Below are 17,533 nucleotides of genomic sequence, written 5' to 3' on the forward strand. Positions count from 1 at the left end.
GATGCCGGCGGGGCTCCAGGTCTTCAACAACAGCAACACGGTGGTGGTGGACGAGAGCTACTTCAATCTCGTCCTGCGACAGAAGGTCGCGGCGACGACGACAGCCACGGAGTATTCGAGCGCGCCAGGCACAAGCAAGTACCCCTTCACCTACAACGGCCCGTCCTACCCGTGGCTTGCCTGGCAATGCAGCGAAGCGCTGATGGTTCAGGGGTTTACTCGATCCGGGAACAACTGGACCTTCGTGCTTCGCTGCAGCGGCCCTGTGGGTACGCCCTTTACGCTACTCGTGTTCGCTGAGCCGAGCCCGACAGAGGATTACGGCAACTGCGGGCTTGAGGTTTTCAATGCCTCCGGCCAGCGAGTCTATCACTCCGGCGCCAAGCCTGCCCGCGTGGTGGATGTCTTCGTCCAAGGCGCGGGCCTGCCGAGTTCGAACGTGCGCACCTACACTGCAGACCGGCAGTACGCGACTTCGATGACCACGCCAGCCACGATGAACGTGATGCAGCCGATCAATCCCGGGCCTCCGATCCCGCCGCCCTACAATGTGGTGACGAATTTCGGCGGTGCCGGCGGCGGTGCTGGTGAGATCATCACCAAGACATGGATCGCGGCGCGATCGGGCCCCTACGACGGCACGACCGGCTTCTCCACTCACTCTCAGCAGGGCCTGTGCGTCGTGCTCGACGTCACCAACTATTGAGCAGAAGGAATGCGGCCATGACCGAGGCAATCGCACTGACGGAAGAGGAACAGGCGCAACTGGCCGATCTGCAGCGACGCCAACGACAGGCGGTACTCGCTCCTCTCGTTTTCGCCTTGGGCAAGATCGGCGGCGTGCAGGGGCTCGAGGCGGTGATCGAAGGTCTTCTCGCTGCGCGCGGCAACACGGGCGACGACCCTCTCGACCAACAGCTGGGTCGTCTGGTGACGGCGGTCCGCTTCGATGGCCTCTCCGCCGCCAAGCGCATCGAGGAACTGACGGAATGGCCGATCAGCGAAGATGCTGAAAGACCAGCAGACTAGTCCCTGAGCCCAGGCTGCCGCACGCCCGAGCAACCGCCACAATCCAAGAGAAAACACAAGCAGGCTGCCGATCGGCGGCCCGAGGAGAACTGCCATGGATATTGACCGCGCAAAGCATGTTGGCGATGCGCTCGCCCTATCGGGAGGGACCGCCGGCACGCTGGCGCAGTGGTCCGATTTGGCAGGGCAGCTGACCCCGATCCTCTCGGCGGGCTTTGTGCTGCTGTCGATCCTTTGGCTGATGTGGCGCATGCTCGACCGCCTGCGCTTCGGCCCGAGTTCGAGCCGCGACGATGGATAAACTGCCCAGGACGCTGCTGGCCGCCATCGCATCGATCGTCCTTGCGGTAGTGGCCGTGGAGGGCGGCTATGTCGACAATCCGGCAGATCCGGGCGGCGCGACCAACCACGGGGTCACCGAGGCGACCGCACGCCAGCACGGCTATGCCGGTGCGATGAAGGATCTTCCGCTGGCGACCGCGATCGCGATCCACGGCGAAAGCTACGTCGTGAAGCCCGGCTTCCACCGCATCATCGAACGGAACATCGCCCTCGGCGAGGAAGTCAGCGACCAGAGCGTCAATTTCGGGCCTCACCGGCCATCCTGCTGGTTCCAGCGCGCACTCAACTCGCTCAATCGCCGCGGTCGCGACTATCGGGATGTCGCCGTCGACTGCAGGGTCGGTCCCGCCTCGATCGCGGCCTACGCGGCGCTGGAGCGGCGCCGCGGCGCCACCAAGGCCTGTGAGCTGGTGATGAAGCTGATGGAAGTGCAGCAGGGCTCGGAGTATCTGCGCCTCTCGGTCGCCAACGACAACCTCGAGGAATTCATGCCGGGCTGGGTCGACCAGCGCCTTGGCAATGTGCCGCTGGCGCGCTGCGCCGCGGGAGGCGTGAAGTGATCGGGCCCAAGCCTCTTTCCGCGGTTGCCCTGAAGATTCTCGGCGCGGTGACGCTGGTGGCGATCGCCGGCTGCGCGGCGCAGACGCTGCGCATTGAGGGCGCCGGCTGCGCCGAGGTAGCCGAAGGCCAGCGCTCGCATTGCCTGTTCAAGGGCTTCCGCCAGAAGCTGGCCGACCGCGATGCCACGATCGCCGAGCGGACGGCCGAACGCGACAGCGAGCGCATGAATCACCGGCAGACGAAGTCTGCCTATCGCGAGGCACAGAAACTGGCTGCGGAGGCCGAGGAAGCGCGGCTCGCGCTCGTCACCCTGCAACAGAAGGAAATCACCGATGCGACGCTGGATGATTATCGCCGCCGTATTACCGGCGCTCGCGCCGCTGCTGAGCGGCTGCGCGCGGCAGCAGCTGGAGGCGGAACCGCCGCTGCCGGTGCGGGCGGAACGCGCGATGTGCCCGCGCTTCCCGCTGCCGCCGGCAGAGCTGCGCCAGCGACCGACCAGGCTGGACTTCCTGCAGGCGCCGACGAGCTCAACTGGCGACTGATCGCCACGATGCAGGCCAACCAGCTCGACGTGCTGATCGACTGGATCGAGGCGCAGCATGCCATCGACCCCAACAACCCGAGCCGAGGAGACGACGATAATGGCCTATGATCGAAAGATCGCGGGGAGCGGACCGCAGACGCTGGGTTTCGGTGGCGCGGCGATTGACCTCACAGGCGGCGACTACGCGGTGCCCGACCGGGTGAAGGCGATCGTGCTGATCGGCGAAGGGGACGTTGTCTTCCGCCCGGTGAACGGCACTGAGGACATCGCCATCATCGGCGGACTGCCGGCGGGCTATGTGCTCCCCTGGCATTGCTCGCACATTCGTGCAGCCGGAACGACCGCGGTGCTGGCGACGGTGGAGGGTTGAATGCTCGGACTGAACACTGGCCTGATCGGCGGCGGCAAGCCGGCCGAGGGCGCGCTGGTCGCTGCGGTTGCCGGCGTCACCGCGCTCGAGGATCGCTTTGCGCTGATCGACAGCTTGGCTGAGGTGGCGCGGCCGCCGATCCGCGGGCTGGATACCGTCCAGGCCAGCAAGGGTATCGCCCCCAACGACGGCCTCAATTCGATCTACAATGCGCCGTGGGGCGCCGACGAGGTGCCGCTGACGGGCGGCGTCGATTACAACGTGCGCACGCGCTACAAGGCTGCGGCGCTCGATGGCGGCGCGATCATCGACTGGTGGGAGCGGGGCGCCGTCGGCCCGGTGGGCGCGCCGATCGGCTATTACTACGTCGGGCGATGGAATTATCGGGCGCTTCCGCTGTCCGTTGAGCGGCGCTTCTTCCGCCTGCGCCACATCACCCAATGGGAGGAGAGCTGGTCGTTCGATTACACCGGCAGTGCGGAATTCAGCGTCCTGTCCGAATGCTTCATGACCGCCGAACCGGCGCTGGCGCACAACTCATTCCCCACGATCACGGCCGAGCCGGGTTTCTTCTATCACCTCGGAGAGCGCGCGCGGACCTGGCACGACGGTGGCAACGGTCAGGCGGCAGCCAATTACCTGCGCCTCGATGACTGGATCGATCCGCAGGGGCGGCGCTGGTCAGTCTCCTGGCACCGTTACAACAACTATACGAATTTCGTGATGGGCGACGGCGAGGACATCCGCTCCGGCCAGGTGGACAAGCTGGCGGCGATGGAATGGCTGATGAGCCTGGGCGACAACCCGAAGACAGGCGCGCCCTTTCTCGACGGCGACTGGTTCGTGAACGGGCATGGTCTCGGCATCGAGCCGCTGTTCAAGGCCGAGGCGCATGCAGGAAGCATCGCGATCAAGCGGTTCGACGTCACCTTCGAAGGCAAGGTGCGGATCCAGGCGGTGAACGCCAACCTCGCCTATGTGCTCGCACCTCATCACGAGCTGGGCGCGATCGCGCTCAAGTTCCAGCGCAATATCGGCGGCTCGGACGCGGCGGACAGCGGCGCGCCGTGGGAGCCCTGGCGCCTCACGGCGATCTACGCGGTTGGCGATATCGATGACGATCCGACGAGCGGCGTGACGCTGGGCAGCGACATCGGCGCGTGGGACTATGCCTTCCAGAGCGGCGCTGTGAGACCCTACGGCGGATCGTATCACGGGGGCGAGGTTGTGCTCGAATACGCCGGTCCCGACCTGCTGCAGTCTGGCTATGTCCCGTCCTTCTCCTTCCGCCAGCGTTCGCGGATCACCTTCGCCAATGCCGTGCAGATCGAAATGACGCATGATTTCGCGCTCGACGGCATGGGTACGGTGAGGGAGTCTGTCACCGCCACCAGCGCCGGATCGGTCAATACGCGGACGCTGGGGATGATCATCCTCGACAGCGCATTCTCCGCCTTCAGCACCGATGGCGGTGCAAGCTACACAGAGCTGCCCGCCGACAACAGCACGGTCGATCTCGGAGATCCCACCGACCTGCTGCTACGCAATCCGATCACCGGCCATACGGTTCGGCAGATCACAGATGCCCCGTCACGGCCGCAATACACGCGGATCAGCGCACGCCGGCAGGCACGGACGAAGACCTATAACGAGTTCGACACCGCGGGCGCGCTGGGCACCATCGCCATGGAGCGAACACTGACGTTCGGCGCGACTGAACCTGATCCCTTGCCGAGCTGGGCGCCGTATACCATCGACTTTACCGAGGCGACGCCGGGCAATGCGCAATTGCCGTTGGGGGTGACCCGCGAGGGTGGCGGAACCGCTCCTGTCACGCTCGATACGAGCGCAGGCACGATGACAATCGGCGGTGGATCTGGAACGAACCGCTGGGTTGTGACGGACCCCGCGAAGGTCTTGCCGCCCGGCGATTACGTGGTGACGTTTACCTACACCACCTCCACCGCGAACAACACCGGTCGGAGCCAAATTGCCGGCGTCTCGACCGGATCGATCGTTTCCGACCAGATCTCGGCTGCGCAGTCGTTTAACGCGCCAGGCGGTGGGACGAACATCCACACCTTCACCGTGCCGGAGGGCAAGACCGGCTACATCGCCTGGGAGAGCACCACGAATACGGACGGCAGGACGGTCACGCTGCAATCGATCAGCGTGACCGGCGCTCCGGCATGATCGGGCAGCGCAAATCAGGGGTATCGCCGGGGGTATAGTTAGCGCGACTGCGGCAGCTGCGCGGCGGAAAACCGCCAATTGCAAGCAGTCTGGCGGCGGAGGGGTTATCCGCCGTTATTGTAGGGCTTGATCGGCGGGCCCTCGGCAAGTGCAGCTTCGGCCATGCCCCGCCATTTCTCTCGCGGGCAATCGCAGGCGGCGAGCATCGCTTCGCTCGGTTCGAACTCAGTGAGGATCAGACGAGCAATGTCGATGTAGCGGGTCCAGGCCGCGTGCGGATTGCGAACGCCGAAGGCCACCAGCGCATCCTCTTCAGCCGTCACGATCTCGTCAGGATCGGCTCCGAGCCCCGTGGCGACCAGGCGCGCGATTTGTTCAACTGGGGTCATCTTCACGCGCCTTTCCAACGGGCCACAGGTTCTAGCGCACGGCGGAGCCATCGGGAACCCGCCGAAGGATTTTGCGGCTAACTACGCCCTTAATAGTACAGGAAAATTTGATGCTCACCAACGCCGCGGCAAAAGCCGCTGGCGCGCAGGCGCGCGCATATAAACTGTTCGACGTCGGCGGCCTGTTCCTGTTCGTGGCGCCGACCGGGCTGAAGAGCTGGCGGCTGAAGTATCGCTTCGCCGGCCGCGAGAAGCTGCTCACGATCGGCCGGTTTCCGGAGCTCAGCCTCGCCCAGGCGCGCATGCGTCGGGAGGAAGCGAAGGAGATCCTGCGCAGTGGCGCGGATCCCGGGGCCCGGGCTTCCTCGACCGACACCGGCCAGACACTCGAGCAGCTCGCCCGCTCGTGGTTTCGGCACAATCTGCCGGGCTGGTCACCGGCACATGCCGATGATGTGCTTGGCAGCCTGGAGCGCGACGTGTTTCCCGAGCTCGGCAGGCGCGCGGCCGGGGCGATTGAGCCGCCCGAGCTGCTCGCCGCATTGCGTGCTGTGGAAGGGCGAGGGCGCCTGACCACGGCACAGCGCGTCCGCCAGCGCCTGTCGGAGATTTTCGCCTTCGGAATCGCGGAGGGCCTGGTGACGGTGAACCCCGCGGCGAGCCTCGGCGCGGCGCTGCGCGACGCGCCGCCAGCGACTCCGCACCCCGCGCTGCTGGCGATCGAGGATTGCCGGGCGCTCCTGGGCGCCTGCGAGGCGAGTTGCGCGGCCCGCGCAACGGTGCTGGCCTCTCGCTTCCTGGCGCTGACGGCGGTGCGTCTCGACGCGGTGCGGGGGGCGCGGTGGGACGAGATCGAGGATCTGGATGGCGCGGCGCCGCTGTGGCGCGTGCCGCCGGCGCGCATGAAGCTGGCCCGCGCGAAGAAGAACGAGCCGCGGTTCGAGCACCTGGTGCCGCTTTCGCGCGCTGCGGTGGCGGTGCTGCGCGAGGCGCAGCCCTCTGCCGGGCTCATCTTCGCCGGACGGGGCGGGACGGCGCCGGTCGGCGAGGGCGCGATCAATGCACTCTACAAGCGGTTGGGTTATGGAGGCCGCCATGTTCCGCATGGCTGGCGATCGAGCTTCTCGACCATACTCAACGAGCAGCTGGGCGAGGGGTGGCGCACCACCATCGACCTCGCGCTGGCACATAGCGCGAAGGGGAAGGTTGAAGCGGCTTACAATCGCGCGCAGCTGCTCGATCGGCGCCGGGAGCTCTTCGAGCGCTGGGGCGAGATGCTCACCGCCTAGGACGATTTGCCGTGATCCCGCCCCTTGTAGGGCGAGATGTAAGCGGGTGAATCGATTGCGTCGGCAAGCTCAAGCTCCGGGAATTCGGCGATGCAGCGGGCAGCGTCCTCAATGCGCCGGAAATGAAGGGCGAAGGCGCTGCCGATCAGGCAGGAAGAGCTGTGCTGCGCGCAGGCGCCGGACCCGATCTGATGGATCATCCAATCGTGCAGCCGATAGGACACTTCGCCGATGCCCCCCGGTGGAACGCGGAAGCGGATCCGGATGGGGAAGGCGAGTTCGTCGTATTTCGACTGCTGGATGGAGCGGCGGGGCATGGGCCTATGGGCGCCGCTCCGGCGAGTCGGGTCAAGCGTTATGTTCGTGTGATGTTCTCACGAGATCAGAGGCCAGATGTATTGCGCGAGGCAGATGATCCACCCGGCCACGATGAAGCTGGCCTCGACCTTGAGAAGCAGGGAGCTCCGCGCACTTTCACGGGGCATTGCGGCGCGCCGTCCAGAGTTCGTCCGTGCGGCGAATAGCCATGGCGCCCCGATAGGGCGTGCATAAGCCGCGGGCTTCCTCGACCGATCCATCCGTCCAGCGGCGCCAGTCGTCCTGGTGCAGCAGCACCGGCATGCGATCATGGACCGTGGCGACGACACCGTCCGCCTCGGTCATGACCATGGAGTAGGCCGAGCCCCATTCGTCGGTTTCGCGCCAGATGCCGGCGGCCGCGAAGATCGCCTGATCGGGCAGGGTGAACCAGCTGCGCGTTTTCGCGCCGGCCGGGCCTTCCGCCTCGGCAAATTCGGTGATGGGTATCAGGCACCGCCGCTCGGCGAAGCTGTAGCGCCACATGAAGCTGTCTAGCTTGTCGCTGCGGGTGTTGTTCACGGGCCTGGGCTTGAGCAGCGCGCCGGTGCGCTTGCTCTTCATGGCCAGCGGAAAGCCCCACACCATCGAGCGCAATTCGCCGCCGGCGACGACCAGGCCGGGATAGCCGGGATAGATCTCCGCTGGAACGTTTGCCGTCGGCGCCGCGCCGATCGTGCCGAAGAGCTTGGCGACCTCCGAGCCCGCGCGATCCATCCGATAGAGATTGCACATACGAAATTCCCCCGGCCCGCCAGTGAGGCGGGAGCGGGGGCTTCCGGGCGCCAACCCGGAAAACCGACGAGATTGGGCCTCGCCGCGACACAGTTGGCCGACTGGCCGCCCCGCACCCGCGCATACGGGCGGGGCCTATGGAGCGTTTTCAGAAGATGGAGTCAATTCAGCAAGTTCGCCCGGTTTCCCCTGCTGCCGGCTATCAGGGGGGCAAGCGCAATCTCGCCCGCAGGATTTGCGCGATCATCGACCGCACCGAGCACGATGGCTATGCTGAGCCGTTCGTGGGCATGGGCGGAATCTTCCTGCGCCGGTCCACGCGGCCGCGCACCGAGGCGATCAACGATATCTCGGCCGACGTGGCGAACTTCTTCCGCGTGCTGCAGGAGCACTATCCCTATTTCATCGACATGCTGCGCTGGCGGGTGGCGAGCCGTCATGAATTCGATCGCCTCGCGGCGCTGGCGCCGGAAAGGCTGACGGATCTGCAGCGCGCCGCGCGCTTCCTCTACCTGCAGCGGCTCGCCTTTGGCGGAAAGATCGTCGGCCGCAGCTTCGGCGTGGATTCGCGCGCCGGCGCGCGCTTCAACATCACGAAGCTCGAGCCGATGCTGGCGGATCTGCACGAGCGCCTGGCCGGCGTGATCATCGAGCAGTTGCCCTTCGCCAGGTTCATCGCGCGCTACGACCGGCCGGGCATGTTGTTCTATCTCGATCCGCCGTATTTCGGCTGCGAGGATGACTACGGCGCCGGCGTATTCGATCGCGAGGATTTCGAGCAGCTGGCGCAGGTGCTCGCCGGCGCGCGCGGCAAATTCCTTCTCTCGATCAACGACACGCCGGAGATCCGCGCGGTGTTTTCCGCCTTCAACATGCAGGAGGTGGCAACGACCTACACGATCTCCAGCGCGGCGGCCGGATCGGGCAAGCGCGTGGGTGAGCTGCTGATCAGCAATTTCGCCCTGGACGCAATCGCCACGTAGCATCCGCGAGAGGGGCGAGGGTGGCACGACCCTTGCCCCTCAGCCCCTGCCGAGCTGCAGCCGGGCGCAGCCCGGCTGGTCCGCCGGTGCCTCCGGCGGTTGTTTGCTGGCCGTTCCGGCCGGTTGGGAGGCGTTCTGTGAAGAAGGCGGGGCGAAGCCCCAGCATGAGGGCGCCCTGGCGCCCTCATTCCTTCTCCGGATCAGTATGATCCCCCGGTTTCATCGCTCCCGCCGGATTCGCCCTTCGGCGATTCACGCCGGTCAACGGCCGCGGCAAGGCGCCGCAGGGTCTCGCCGATGAGGCGATCGCCGTTCCAGGTGAAGGCGTCGGCATATTCGCGGGCGGAGAGGCTGGCGAGCATGTGCTCGAACTCCTCTCGCTTGCGCCTGTGGCGATCCTCCTCGCAGGCGGGCGGCTTTCGTGTGCCGAGCAGGCGCGCGAGCCAGCCCTTCATCCCCTCGGGCACGAGGAGCGCGTAAGCGTTGCTTGCCTGCTCCACCCGCGGCCCACCCGGGACAGGATCCTTGATGGGCTGCGAGCGGCGCATCCAGTGCAGGAAGCCGTGCTTGCGCAGGCGGCACAGCGCTTCGTGGACGGCCGAATAGGCGCGGCCGATCGCGTCGGCGATCGTCCGGATCGCCGGCTCCAGTCGACCAGTGGTGTAATCGACTGTCGCATAGAGATGCTCGAGCACGGCAATGCCGACTTCGCCCAGCGCGCCATTTCGGGCGCCGGGCTCCACTTCACGCCTCTCCGAGCGCGTCCGCAGCTCGAATGCCTTTGCCGCCTTCAGCAGGGCTGCAGTCCAGCGCTTGCCGCTGCGAGCGGTCCCCCCGTTGATCGGCTTCCAGACGCGATCCTCGATCTGGCCAACGTAATAGCTGTTTCGCCAGACCGGCTCGCCGCTGCGCGGGCTGTCGCCCCGCTGCAGGAGCGCCTTTGTCTGCCGGTCCAGCTTCGTGCTGGTGATGGCCGCGGCAATCGCGCCGAAAGGCCGCGCGTCGAATGTTCCCCCGCGCGCGCTCATGAGCGGCCGCCTGCAGCTTTGGTGCGGGCCTCTAGGGCGTGAGGCTGTCCGGGGGCGGCAGGCCCTCCATCAGCAGATCGGCCCATGCCTGCGCCAGCTCGCGCCGGCGGGGCATGTAGGCGGCGCGATTGTAGGCCGCCTCCACGCCATCCGGCACATGCGCCAGCATCAGGTCGATGATTTCCCGGTCGCGCTCGCGGTCCTCGACTGCAGCACGCTCGTTCATGATCGTGGAGAAGCTGGCGCGCCAGCCATGCGGCACATGCCGGCCACGCAGCCCTGCATCGAGGTAGTGGCCGCTTAGCGTCGAATCGCTGATCGGTTTCCGCCGATCGCCGACGCCCGGGAAGAGCCATTTCGGGCTGGGGCTGGCTTCCATCGCAGCTTTCACCACTGCGACCGCCTGACGAGACAGCGGAATCACGAACTCGAAGCTCGCATCCTTCTTGCGCTCGCGGGTGAGCTTCATTTTCTCGGCGGGGATCCGCCACAGCGGTGCCTTGCCGTCGAGCTGCTCGAATTCGGAGCGCTCGGCCAACCTCAGAACGCCCGGCCGCGCTGCCGTCAAAGCCAGCAGGCGCGAAGCGAGCCGCGTGGCCCAATAGATGTCGGGCACGGCCTCGGTCTTCGTGATCGCGGCGCGGAGCTGCTCGATCTTCAGGATGGCCGGCCGCAGTTTCGGATCGGTCGGCTTCAATGCCTTGCGGATCACCGCCGCAGGATCCTGCTCGCAGATCCCCGAGGCGATGCCCCACACGAACACGTCGGAAATGTGCATGCGCACCCGATGTGCCATTTCCCGCGCGCCTCGCGTTTCGATGGCCCGGATCGCATCCAGCACCTGGGGCGGTGTCACCGAGGTGATCGGCAGCGCACCAATGCGGGGGAAGACGTCCGCCTCGAGCCGATCGAGGATCTGCTGCGCATAGCGGGGCGCCAGCGTGGCTTTCCGCTGCTCGTGCCAAGCGCGCGCGACCCGCTCGAATGTGTCGAGCGCCGCAGTGGCCGCCATGACCTTCGAGCGCTTCTTCTCGGCAGACGGGTCCAGTCCCGCATCCAGCAGTTCGCGCGCCTGGTCTCTCGCTCTGCGCGCATCCGCTACTCCGACTGACGGATAGCGGCCGATCGTGAGCTTCTTTTCCTTGCCGTGGATGCGATACTTCCACAGCCAGGATTTCGTGCCGCTGGTCTTCACCAGCAGGTACAGGCCACCCGAGTCTGTGAGCTTGCGATCCTTCTCGCCCGGCTTCGCCTTCCGGCAGGCTGCATCGGTCAGCAAACCGAGCCCCCAAACGAGCCCCCAAAGTGGGGGCCTTTGCATGCGAAGCTATGCGACAACATGCGCGCGAATTGCTGCGAAAAGCCCCGGTTTTGCAAGGCTTTTGCGCTTCGATGCGACAGTATGCGAGTGGAAAGTGGCTCCCCGAGTTGGATTCGAACCAACGACCAAGTGATTAACAGTCACCTACTCTACCGCTGAGCTATCGGGGAGCAGCCCAGAACCCGTATGTTCCGGGCAGGGGTGGGCCTATATGATTGGCCGGCGGCTTTGGCAAGCCCGTGTTTCGCGGAAAAACGCGGCTTTGCCGTGGTGCCGCTTCAATGGGCGAATTGCTCGGCTACGATCCGCTCGTCCAAGGCATGATGCGGGTCGAACAGCAGCGTCATTTCCAGTTCGCGGGCGATCGCCAGCCGCACTTCGGCGACATCGCGATATTCGCGCATGTCGGCCACGGCGGAGACGGGTCGCTTGTCCGGTTCCAGCACGCGGAAGGTCACCTTCATGCGGTCGGGCAGGATGGCTCCGCGCCAGCGGCGAGGGCGGAAGGGGCTGATCGGCGTGAGCGCCAGCATCTGCGAATCGAGCGGCAGGATCGGACCGTTGGCGGAATAATTATAGGCGGTAGAGCCCACCGGGGTGGACAGCAGCACACCGTCGCCCGCCAGTTCGGGAATGCGCACGCGGTCGTTCACGCTGATTTCGATCTTGGCGGTTTGCCGCGTTTCACGCAGCAGCGAGACTTCGTTGATCGCATAGAAGCTCGCAGTTTCCCCGGCCTGGGTCACCACTTCCATTCCGAGTGGGGCGACGGCCACGCTGCGGGCGCGGGCGATTCGGTCCCGAATGCGGATCGCCTTCTGATAGCGGTTCATCAGGAAGCCGAAGGTCCCGAGATTCAGGCCATAGGCGGGGATCACCCGATCCTGCCCGATCATGTCGTGCAGTGTGCGGAGCATGGAGCCATCGCCGCCGAGCACTACGGCAAGGTCCGCCTCTTCCAGCGGCACCCAGTCTTCCATCTCGCGCAGCGATTCCGCGGCGATTTGCGCCTTGGGCGCCGGCGACACAACCAGCGCTAGCTTCGCCCCTGCCAGGCCTTCCTCCGCGCTCGCGCTCGCTTTCATGGGGCACACACCTATGGGGCGCCGTCCCGATTTGCAACGCGGCTTGCGCATGGCGAGATTTGCGACCCGCAATGGGGCATGGGCGGACGATGAGAACAAGCGAAATGGCCGGGGGTCGCGACCGGTTGACCGGATTGATCGGCGCCGATGCTGCCTGCACGGTGATTGCGCAGTGGCAGCAGGCCGCGCGCGCCGAAGGAACCGTGCCTTCCATCCATGCCGTGCTGCTGGGCTTGCGGCGGTTCGAAGCGGTGAATTTGGCCTATGGCGAGGCGGCGGGGGATCTGGCGCTTGCCGGGATTGCCGATCGCCTGCAGCATTTCGCGCAGGGTGAAATGGAGGGGGAGTGGCTGATCTCGCGCATCAGCGGCGGAACCTTCCTGCTGGCGGCGAAGGGCCAGTGCGCGCGGGAACGGTGGCAATGGCTGGCGGAAGAGATGGCCCGTACGGTCTCCGCGCCGATCGCCGGGCTGGACGGCGGGGCTACGGTGCGGTTGTGGCCGCGCATGGCGCTGCTGCGCGCGGCGGCGGCGGAAACGCCGGTCCGGATGATCCAGCGCCTCGCCGAGACGCTGGAGCGGGCGCAGGGCGAGCCGGGGCGGCAGCTGCTGTGGGTGGATGGCACGGTGACCCCGCCCGAGCGGGCCGGGCAGCAGCTGGAAGCAGACCTTCTCGCAGCGCTCGATCGCGAGGAGATCGAAATTCTGTTCCAGCCCCAGTTCCGCTGCGGCGACGGGCGCGTTCTGGGCGCGGAGGCGCTGGCGCGCTGGCAGCATCCGCAGCTGGGGCGGATCGGCGCCGGGGCGCTGTTCGCCATTGCCGAGCGGGCCGATTACGTCAGCCAGCTGTCGCGCCATATCGCCCGGGCGGCGCTGGGGGCGGCGGCGGCATGGCCGGCGCGCTTCTCCCTTTCGCTCAATGTCACGGCAGCCGATCTGGGCTCCGGCAGTTTCGCCGATGTGATCGAGGGCAAGCTGCGCGACACAGGCTTCGCGCCGGAGCGGCTGACGCTGGAAATCACCGAGCAGGCGCTGGTTACCGAAATCGACGGTTCGGCTCGGCGGCTGCGAAGGCTGGCCGATCTCGGCATCCGCATCGCGCTGGACGATTTCGGCGCCGGCTTCTGCAACTTCGGATACCTCAAGGCCCTGCCGCTCGACTATCTCAAGCTCGATCGCAGCATGCTGGAAGGCGTGGCGGAGGATGCCCGCGACCTTGCCATCTTGCGGGGCATCCTGGCCATGGCCCGGGCGCTCGAACTGGACGTGATCGCCGAGGGAGTGGAGAGCGAAGCGCAGCGCGGGATCGTGGAGCGGGAAGGCTGCGCCGCATGGCAGGGCTTTCTCGGCGCACCGCCGCTCCCCGCAAGCGAACTCGCCACCTTCCTCCGCTGACCGACGAGGGCGCTCACGCCGCCTTCTTCTCCGCGCGCTTCACGATCCCGCTTAGCCCCTTGGTCAGCTGGAACAGCCCATTGAGCCGGCTTTGCGGATCGCCCCAGGCCCGGTTGATGACCAGCTTCATGTCCGGCCGCAGCTTGGCGGTGCCATCCAGGCGCTCCACATAGGCGATCAGCCCTGCCGGATCGGGGAATTCGTCCTTGTGGAAGCTCACCAGCGTGCCGCGCGCGCCGACATCCATCTTGGCGATGTTCGCGGCGATGGCCTGGTGCTTGATCTCGATCAGCCGCACCAGATTGGCGGTGGGGGCCGGCAGGGGGCCGAAGCGGTCGATCATCTCGGCCGCCATGGATTCGATCTCCGCCTTGTCCTTGGCATCGTTCAGGCGGCGGTAGAGCGCCATGCGCACGGCGAGATCGGGCACATAGTCTTCCGGGATCATGATCGGCGCATCCACCGTGATCTGCGGGGAGAGGCCGCCCGCGTCGCGCTCCAGCCCGGCATCGCCCGCCTTGGCCGCCAGGATCGCGTCCTCCAGCATCGACTGGTAGAGTTCGAAGCCCACCTCGCGGATGTGCCCAGATTGTTCGTCGCCCAGCAGATTGCCCGCGCCGCGAATATCGAGATCGTGGCTGGCAAGCTGGAAGCCGGCACCCAGGCTGTCGAGATCGCCCAGCACCTTCAGCCGCTTTTCCGACACTTCGGACAGGGCCGTGTCCTTTGGCGTGGTCAGATAGGCATAGGCGCGCAGCTTCGACCGGCCCACGCGGCCGCGCAGCTGGTACAGCTGGGCAAGGCCGAAGCGATCCGCGCAGTGGATGATGATCGTGTTGGCGCTGGGAATATCCAGCCCGCTTTCCACGATGGTGGTGGAGAGCAGCACGTCGTATTTCTTTTCGTAGAAGGCGCTCATCCGCTCTTCCACTTCGCTCGGCGCCATCTGGCCATGGGCGGTGACGAATTTCACCTCCGGCACGTTCTCGTGCAGCCAGTCGGCCAGCGGTTCCATGTCGGAGATGCGCGGCACGACGATGAAGCTCTGGCCGCCGCGGTGGCGTTCGCGCAGCAGCGCCTCGCGCATCACCATGTCGTCCCATTCCATCACATAGGTGCGCACGGCCAGGCGATCGACCGGCGGGGTCTGGATGGTGGACAGCTCGCGCAGTCCGCTCATCGCCATCTGCAGCGTGCGCGGGATCGGCGTGGCGGTGAGCGTCAGCACATGCACATCGGTGCGCAGCTGCTTCAGCTTCTCCTTGTGGTTGACGCCGAAACGCTGTTCCTCGTCCACGATCACCAGCCCCAGCCGCTTGAACTTCGTGCTCTTGGAGAGCAGCGCATGGGTGCCGACCACCACGTCCATCGTGCCGTCCGCCAGCGCCTCGCGCGTGTCCTTCATCTCCTTGGCGGGGACGAGGCGGGAGAGGCGGCCGACCTTGAGCGGGAAGCCGCCGAAGCGTTCGGAGAAGCCCTGATAATGCTGCCGCGCCAGCAGCGTGGTGGGGGCGATCACCGCCACCTGATACCCGGCCATGGCCGCGACGAAGGCGGCGCGCAGCGCCACCTCGGTCTTGCCGAAGCCGACATCGCCGCACACCAGCCGGTCCATCGGCGCGCCTTCGGACAGATCCTTCAGCACGTCGGCAATCGCCGCGTCCTGATCGTCGGTCTCTTCCCACGGGAAGCGGTCGACGAACTGGGCATAGCTGGCCTCGTCCGGTTCCAGCACCACACCCTTGCGCAGGGCGCGGGCGGCGGCGGTGCGCATCAGCTCGCCGGCGATGGCCTGGATCCGCTCGCGCAGCTTGGCGCGGCGCTTCTGCCATGCCTCGCCGCCCAGCCGGTCGAGCGGGACCGTTTCCTCGGAGGAGCCGTAGCGGCTGAGAACCTCGAGATTTTCCACCGGGATGTAGAGCTTGTCGCCCCCGGCATATTCCAGCATCACGCAATCGTGCTGGCTCTTGCCGACCTGGATCGGCTCCAGCCCCAGATAGCGGCCGATGCCGTGATCGAGATGGACCACCAGGTCACCGCGGTTGAGCGCGGAGAGTTCGGCGAGGAACGCGTCGGAATCCTTCTTGCGCTTGCGCCGCCGCACCAGCCGGTCGCCCAGCAAATCCTGCTCGGTCACCAGCTCCAGCTCGTCATTGGAAAAGCCGGTGTCGAGCGGCAGCACCATGGCGACGGGCTGGCCCTTGGCGGAAAGGCCCAGCGCCTCCTGCCAGCTGCTCGCCATCTTCGGTTCGGCGCCGGCTTCGCCCAGGATCGAGGCGATGCGCGCGCGCGAACCGTTGGAATAGGCGGCCAGCAGCGGCCGCCGGCCGGCCTTGCCGATCTCGCGGAAATGCGCCGCGGCGGCGGCATAGACATTGTCGCCGCGCGAACGCTCCGGTGCGAAATCGCGGGCGGAGCGGAAGCCGAAGTCGATCGACTTCTCGCTCTCCGGCTCGGCGAAGATCGAGGCGCGGTGGACCGGGCGTTGGTCCAGCGCTCTGCCGAATTCCTCGCGCGTCATGTAGAGCGCGGCGGTTTCCAGCGGGCGGTAGCTGCCCGCCGCCTGCCCGCCCGTCTCGCGGCGCTGGCGGAAATAATCCTCCACATCGCCCAGCCGTTCTTCGCCCGCGGCGACGGCAGAGGAATCGATCACCACCAGATCCTCGGCAGAGAGGTGATCGAACAGGGTCGCCAGCCGATCCTCGAACAGCGGCAGCCAGTGCTCCATGCCGGCAAGCCGGCGGCCGTCGCTGACCGCCTGATAGAGCGGATCCTGCGTGGCGTGGGCGCCGAAGGCCTCGCGATAGCGGCTGCGGAAGCGCTTGATCGTATCCTCGTCCAGCAGCGCCTCGCTGGCGGGGAGCAGCAGGTGGCCGTCCACGGTGCTGGTGGTGCGCTGGGTGTTGGGATCGAACAGGCGCAGCGATTCCAACTCGTCATCGAAGAAATCGAGCCGCAGGCCCTGGTCGAGGCCCGAGGGGAAGATGTCGAAGATCGAACCGCGCACGGCGAACTCGCCGCTGTCGATCACCGTGTCGGTGCGCGAATAGCCCTGCCGCTGGAGCAGGGCGGCGAGGCTTTCGTGCCCGATGCGCGTGCCGGGCTTCAGCTCGCGCACGCTCTCGCGGATGCGGAACGGGGTGAGCACGCGCTGGATCACGGCGTTCACCGTCGTCACCAGCAGCTGGCTGCCCGCCTTGCCCGATTGCAATTGATAGAGCGCCGACAGCCGCCGCGAACTGACCGACAGCGCGGGGCTCGCCCGGTCATAGGGCAAGCAGTCCCACGCGGGGAATTCGATCACCTGCAATTCCGGTGCGAACCATCGCGCCGCATCGGTGACGGCGCGCATCGCCGCTTCGTCCGGCGCGATGAACACCGCGCGGCCCTTCGCGCTGCGGGCCAGATCGGCCATCACCAGCGGCTGGGCGCCGCGCGCCACCGATGAGAGAGTGAGCGGACGCTCGGCGGTCAGGATACGGGAGAGATCGGGCATGGTCCTCGAGCGTTTTCGCGGAAGCAACGCACGAAAAACCCGCCGGCGCGGATTTGAGGGGGTGCGCCGGCGAGCCTTTGTGCTTTCGCGGCACGCCCTAGGGGGGAGGGCGCGCGAAGCAAACCCTATATGGTAACGTAATCCAGCTTTTGGAGGGCTTCGAGCAGCGGCCCGTGATAGCGCTCGGGCGCAGGCGCGGCGCGCAGCGCCCAGGCCATCACGTCCACGTCATCCTCGTCCAGCAGGGCTTCGAACCAGGCGAGCGATTCTTCATCCCAAGCGGCGCGCGTGTCGAAGAAGCCGCCGATCATGTAATCCGCCTCGCGCGTGCCGCGGTGCCAGGCGCGGAACTTCGCCCGGGCAAGGCGTGTGGAAAGGGGCTGAGGGTCGGACATCGCCGCCCTTTAGCGCGGC

Annotated in this window: 18 protein-coding genes and 1 tRNA gene; 10 read left to right on the forward strand and 9 right to left on the reverse strand. The window is 66.5% G+C overall.

Annotated elements, in window-relative coordinates; translation table 11 throughout:
- The first annotated feature begins 1 nt into the window (after position 1).
- The 7 genes from AEB_RS10325 (at position 2) to AEB_RS10355 (ending at position 5,042) form a co-directional block, all read left to right on the forward strand.
- Positions 2 to 706, forward strand: coding sequence for a hypothetical protein (locus tag AEB_RS10325; protein WP_119083118.1), 705 nt, complete (start codon positions 2 to 4; stop codon positions 704 to 706).
- A gap of 17 nt (positions 707 to 723) precedes the next feature.
- Positions 724 to 1,029 carry a hypothetical protein gene (locus AEB_RS10330; protein WP_119083119.1) on the forward strand — a complete coding sequence of 102 codons (306 nt, stop codon included), beginning with the start codon at positions 724 to 726 and terminating at the stop codon, positions 1,027 to 1,029.
- Between the two features lie 94 nt (positions 1,030 to 1,123).
- Entirely contained in the window at positions 1,124 to 1,330 is a 207-nt protein-coding gene (locus AEB_RS10335; RefSeq protein WP_119083120.1) for a hypothetical protein, read from the forward strand.
- Complete coding sequence (locus AEB_RS10340) at positions 1,323 to 1,931, forward strand: glycosyl hydrolase 108 family protein (protein ID WP_119083121.1); 609 nt, start codon at positions 1,323 to 1,325, stop codon at positions 1,929 to 1,931. The genes AEB_RS10335 and AEB_RS10340 overlap by 8 nt, the downstream gene beginning before the upstream one ends.
- Positions 1,928 to 2,587 carry a hypothetical protein gene (locus AEB_RS10345; RefSeq protein ID WP_119083122.1) on the forward strand — a complete coding sequence of 220 codons (660 nt, stop codon included), beginning with the start codon at positions 1,928 to 1,930 and terminating at the stop codon, positions 2,585 to 2,587. The genes AEB_RS10340 and AEB_RS10345 overlap by 4 nt, the downstream gene beginning before the upstream one ends.
- A complete protein-coding gene (locus AEB_RS10350) occupies positions 2,577 to 2,849 on the forward strand; it encodes a spike base protein, RCAP_Rcc01079 family (protein WP_119083123.1) in 273 nt (90 codons plus the stop codon). The genes AEB_RS10345 and AEB_RS10350 overlap by 11 nt, the downstream gene beginning before the upstream one ends.
- On the forward strand, positions 2,850 to 5,042 hold the full coding sequence (locus tag AEB_RS10355) for a hypothetical protein (RefSeq protein ID WP_119083124.1): 2,193 nt from the start codon (positions 2,850 to 2,852) through the stop codon (positions 5,040 to 5,042).
- Positions 5,043 to 5,146: 104 nt separating this feature from the next.
- Here the strand turns inward: AEB_RS10355 and AEB_RS10360 are convergent, their stop codons facing one another.
- A complete protein-coding gene (locus AEB_RS10360; protein WP_119083125.1) occupies positions 5,147 to 5,431 on the reverse strand; it encodes a hypothetical protein in 285 nt (94 codons plus the stop codon).
- A 110-nt stretch (positions 5,432 to 5,541) separates the two neighbouring features.
- Here AEB_RS10360 and AEB_RS10365 point away from each other — a divergent pair, with 110 nt between their 5' ends.
- The gene (locus AEB_RS10365; RefSeq protein ID WP_119083126.1) at positions 5,542 to 6,720 is read left to right on the forward strand and encodes a tyrosine-type recombinase/integrase; all 1,179 of its coding nucleotides are present in this window, start codon (positions 5,542 to 5,544) and stop codon (positions 6,718 to 6,720) included.
- On the opposite strand, the gene AEB_RS10370 is transcribed toward AEB_RS10365, so the two are convergent.
- Entirely contained in the window at positions 6,717 to 7,037 is a 321-nt protein-coding gene (locus AEB_RS10370) for a hypothetical protein (protein ID WP_119083127.1), read from the reverse strand. The genes AEB_RS10365 and AEB_RS10370 overlap by 4 nt on opposite strands.
- Positions 7,038 to 7,194: 157 nt before the next feature.
- Positions 7,195 to 7,812: an SOS response-associated peptidase gene (locus AEB_RS10375; protein WP_119083128.1), complete on the reverse strand. Its 618-nt coding sequence runs from the start codon at positions 7,810 to 7,812 to the stop codon at positions 7,195 to 7,197.
- 155 nt (positions 7,813 to 7,967) lie between these two features.
- Between AEB_RS10375 and AEB_RS10380 the strand changes: the two genes are divergently transcribed.
- Positions 7,968 to 8,795 (forward strand): DNA adenine methylase, encoded by an 828-nt coding sequence (locus AEB_RS10380; protein WP_119084584.1) that lies wholly within the window; start codon positions 7,968 to 7,970, stop codon positions 8,793 to 8,795.
- A gap of 200 nt (positions 8,796 to 8,995) precedes the next feature.
- Here AEB_RS10380 and AEB_RS10385 read toward each other — a convergent pair whose 3' ends face one another.
- The 4 genes from AEB_RS10385 to AEB_RS10400 all read right to left on the reverse strand — a co-directional run bounded on the left by AEB_RS10385 (position 8,996) and on the right by AEB_RS10400 (position 12,229).
- Entirely contained in the window at positions 8,996 to 9,823 is an 828-nt protein-coding gene (locus tag AEB_RS10385; protein ID WP_119083129.1) for a hypothetical protein, read from the reverse strand.
- Between the two features lie 31 nt (positions 9,824 to 9,854).
- Positions 9,855 to 11,102, reverse strand: coding sequence for a tyrosine-type recombinase/integrase (locus AEB_RS10390; protein ID WP_231958670.1), 1,248 nt, complete (start codon positions 11,100 to 11,102; stop codon positions 9,855 to 9,857).
- A gap of 137 nt (positions 11,103 to 11,239) precedes the next feature.
- A tRNA-Asn gene (locus AEB_RS10395) sits at positions 11,240 to 11,314 on the reverse strand.
- Between the two features lie 108 nt (positions 11,315 to 11,422).
- Entirely contained in the window at positions 11,423 to 12,229 is an 807-nt protein-coding gene (locus AEB_RS10400; RefSeq protein ID WP_119083131.1) for an NAD kinase, read from the reverse strand.
- Positions 12,230 to 12,333: 104 nt separating this feature from the next.
- Between AEB_RS10400 and AEB_RS10405 the strand changes: the two genes are divergently transcribed.
- A complete protein-coding gene (locus AEB_RS10405) occupies positions 12,334 to 13,623 on the forward strand; it encodes a GGDEF domain-containing phosphodiesterase (protein WP_231958671.1) in 1,290 nt (429 codons plus the stop codon).
- Positions 13,624 to 13,636: 13 nt separating this feature from the next.
- Here AEB_RS10405 and mfd read toward each other — a convergent pair whose 3' ends face one another.
- Positions 13,637 to 17,119 carry a transcription-repair coupling factor gene (gene mfd, locus AEB_RS10410; protein ID WP_119083133.1) on the reverse strand — a complete coding sequence of 1,161 codons (3,483 nt, stop codon included), beginning with the start codon at positions 17,117 to 17,119 and terminating at the stop codon, positions 13,637 to 13,639.
- Positions 17,120 to 17,244: 125 nt separating this feature from the next.
- The gene (locus AEB_RS10415; RefSeq protein ID WP_119083134.1) at positions 17,245 to 17,514 is read right to left on the reverse strand and encodes an FAD assembly factor SdhE; all 270 of its coding nucleotides are present in this window, start codon (positions 17,512 to 17,514) and stop codon (positions 17,245 to 17,247) included.
- Positions 17,515 to 17,533: the final 19 nt, after the last annotated feature.

Source organism: Altererythrobacter sp. B11 (assembly GCF_003569745.1).
GTDB lineage: Bacteria > Pseudomonadota > Alphaproteobacteria > Sphingomonadales > Sphingomonadaceae > Croceibacterium_C.

What these genes read in the sequence shown, in the direction of transcription:
- AEB_RS10325 (WP_119083118.1), top strand. Translation starts at nt 2, where the DNA reads ATGCCGGCGGGGCTCCAGGTCTTCAACAACAGCAACACGGTGGTGGTG.
- AEB_RS10330 (WP_119083119.1), top strand. Translation starts at nt 724, where the DNA reads ATGACCGAGGCAATCGCACTGACGGAAGAGGAACAGGCGCAACTGGCC.
- AEB_RS10335 (WP_119083120.1), top strand. Translation starts at nt 1,124, where the DNA reads ATGGATATTGACCGCGCAAAGCATGTTGGCGATGCGCTCGCCCTATCG.
- AEB_RS10340 (WP_119083121.1), top strand. Translation starts at nt 1,323, where the DNA reads ATGGATAAACTGCCCAGGACGCTGCTGGCCGCCATCGCATCGATCGTC.
- AEB_RS10350 (WP_119083123.1), top strand. Translation starts at nt 2,577, where the DNA reads ATGGCCTATGATCGAAAGATCGCGGGGAGCGGACCGCAGACGCTGGGT.
- AEB_RS10355 (WP_119083124.1), top strand. Translation starts at nt 2,850, where the DNA reads ATGCTCGGACTGAACACTGGCCTGATCGGCGGCGGCAAGCCGGCCGAG.
- AEB_RS10360 (WP_119083125.1), bottom strand. Translation starts at nt 5,431, where the DNA reads ATGACCCCAGTTGAACAAATCGCGCGCCTGGTCGCCACGGGGCTCGGA.
- AEB_RS10365 (WP_119083126.1), top strand. Translation starts at nt 5,542, where the DNA reads ATGCTCACCAACGCCGCGGCAAAAGCCGCTGGCGCGCAGGCGCGCGCA.
- AEB_RS10370 (WP_119083127.1), bottom strand. Translation starts at nt 7,037, where the DNA reads ATGCCCCGCCGCTCCATCCAGCAGTCGAAATACGACGAACTCGCCTTC.
- AEB_RS10375 (WP_119083128.1), bottom strand. Translation starts at nt 7,812, where the DNA reads ATGTGCAATCTCTATCGGATGGATCGCGCGGGCTCGGAGGTCGCCAAG.
- AEB_RS10380 (WP_119084584.1), top strand. Translation starts at nt 7,968, where the DNA reads ATGGAGTCAATTCAGCAAGTTCGCCCGGTTTCCCCTGCTGCCGGCTAT.
- AEB_RS10385 (WP_119083129.1), bottom strand. Translation starts at nt 9,823, where the DNA reads ATGAGCGCGCGCGGGGGAACATTCGACGCGCGGCCTTTCGGCGCGATT.
- AEB_RS10400 (WP_119083131.1), bottom strand. Translation starts at nt 12,229, where the DNA reads ATGAAAGCGAGCGCGAGCGCGGAGGAAGGCCTGGCAGGGGCGAAGCTA.
- AEB_RS10405 (WP_231958671.1), top strand. Translation starts at nt 12,334, where the DNA reads ATGGCCGGGGGTCGCGACCGGTTGACCGGATTGATCGGCGCCGATGCT.
- mfd (WP_119083133.1), bottom strand. Translation starts at nt 17,119, where the DNA reads ATGCCCGATCTCTCCCGTATCCTGACCGCCGAGCGTCCGCTCACTCTC.
- AEB_RS10415 (WP_119083134.1), bottom strand. Translation starts at nt 17,514, where the DNA reads ATGTCCGACCCTCAGCCCCTTTCCACACGCCTTGCCCGGGCGAAGTTC.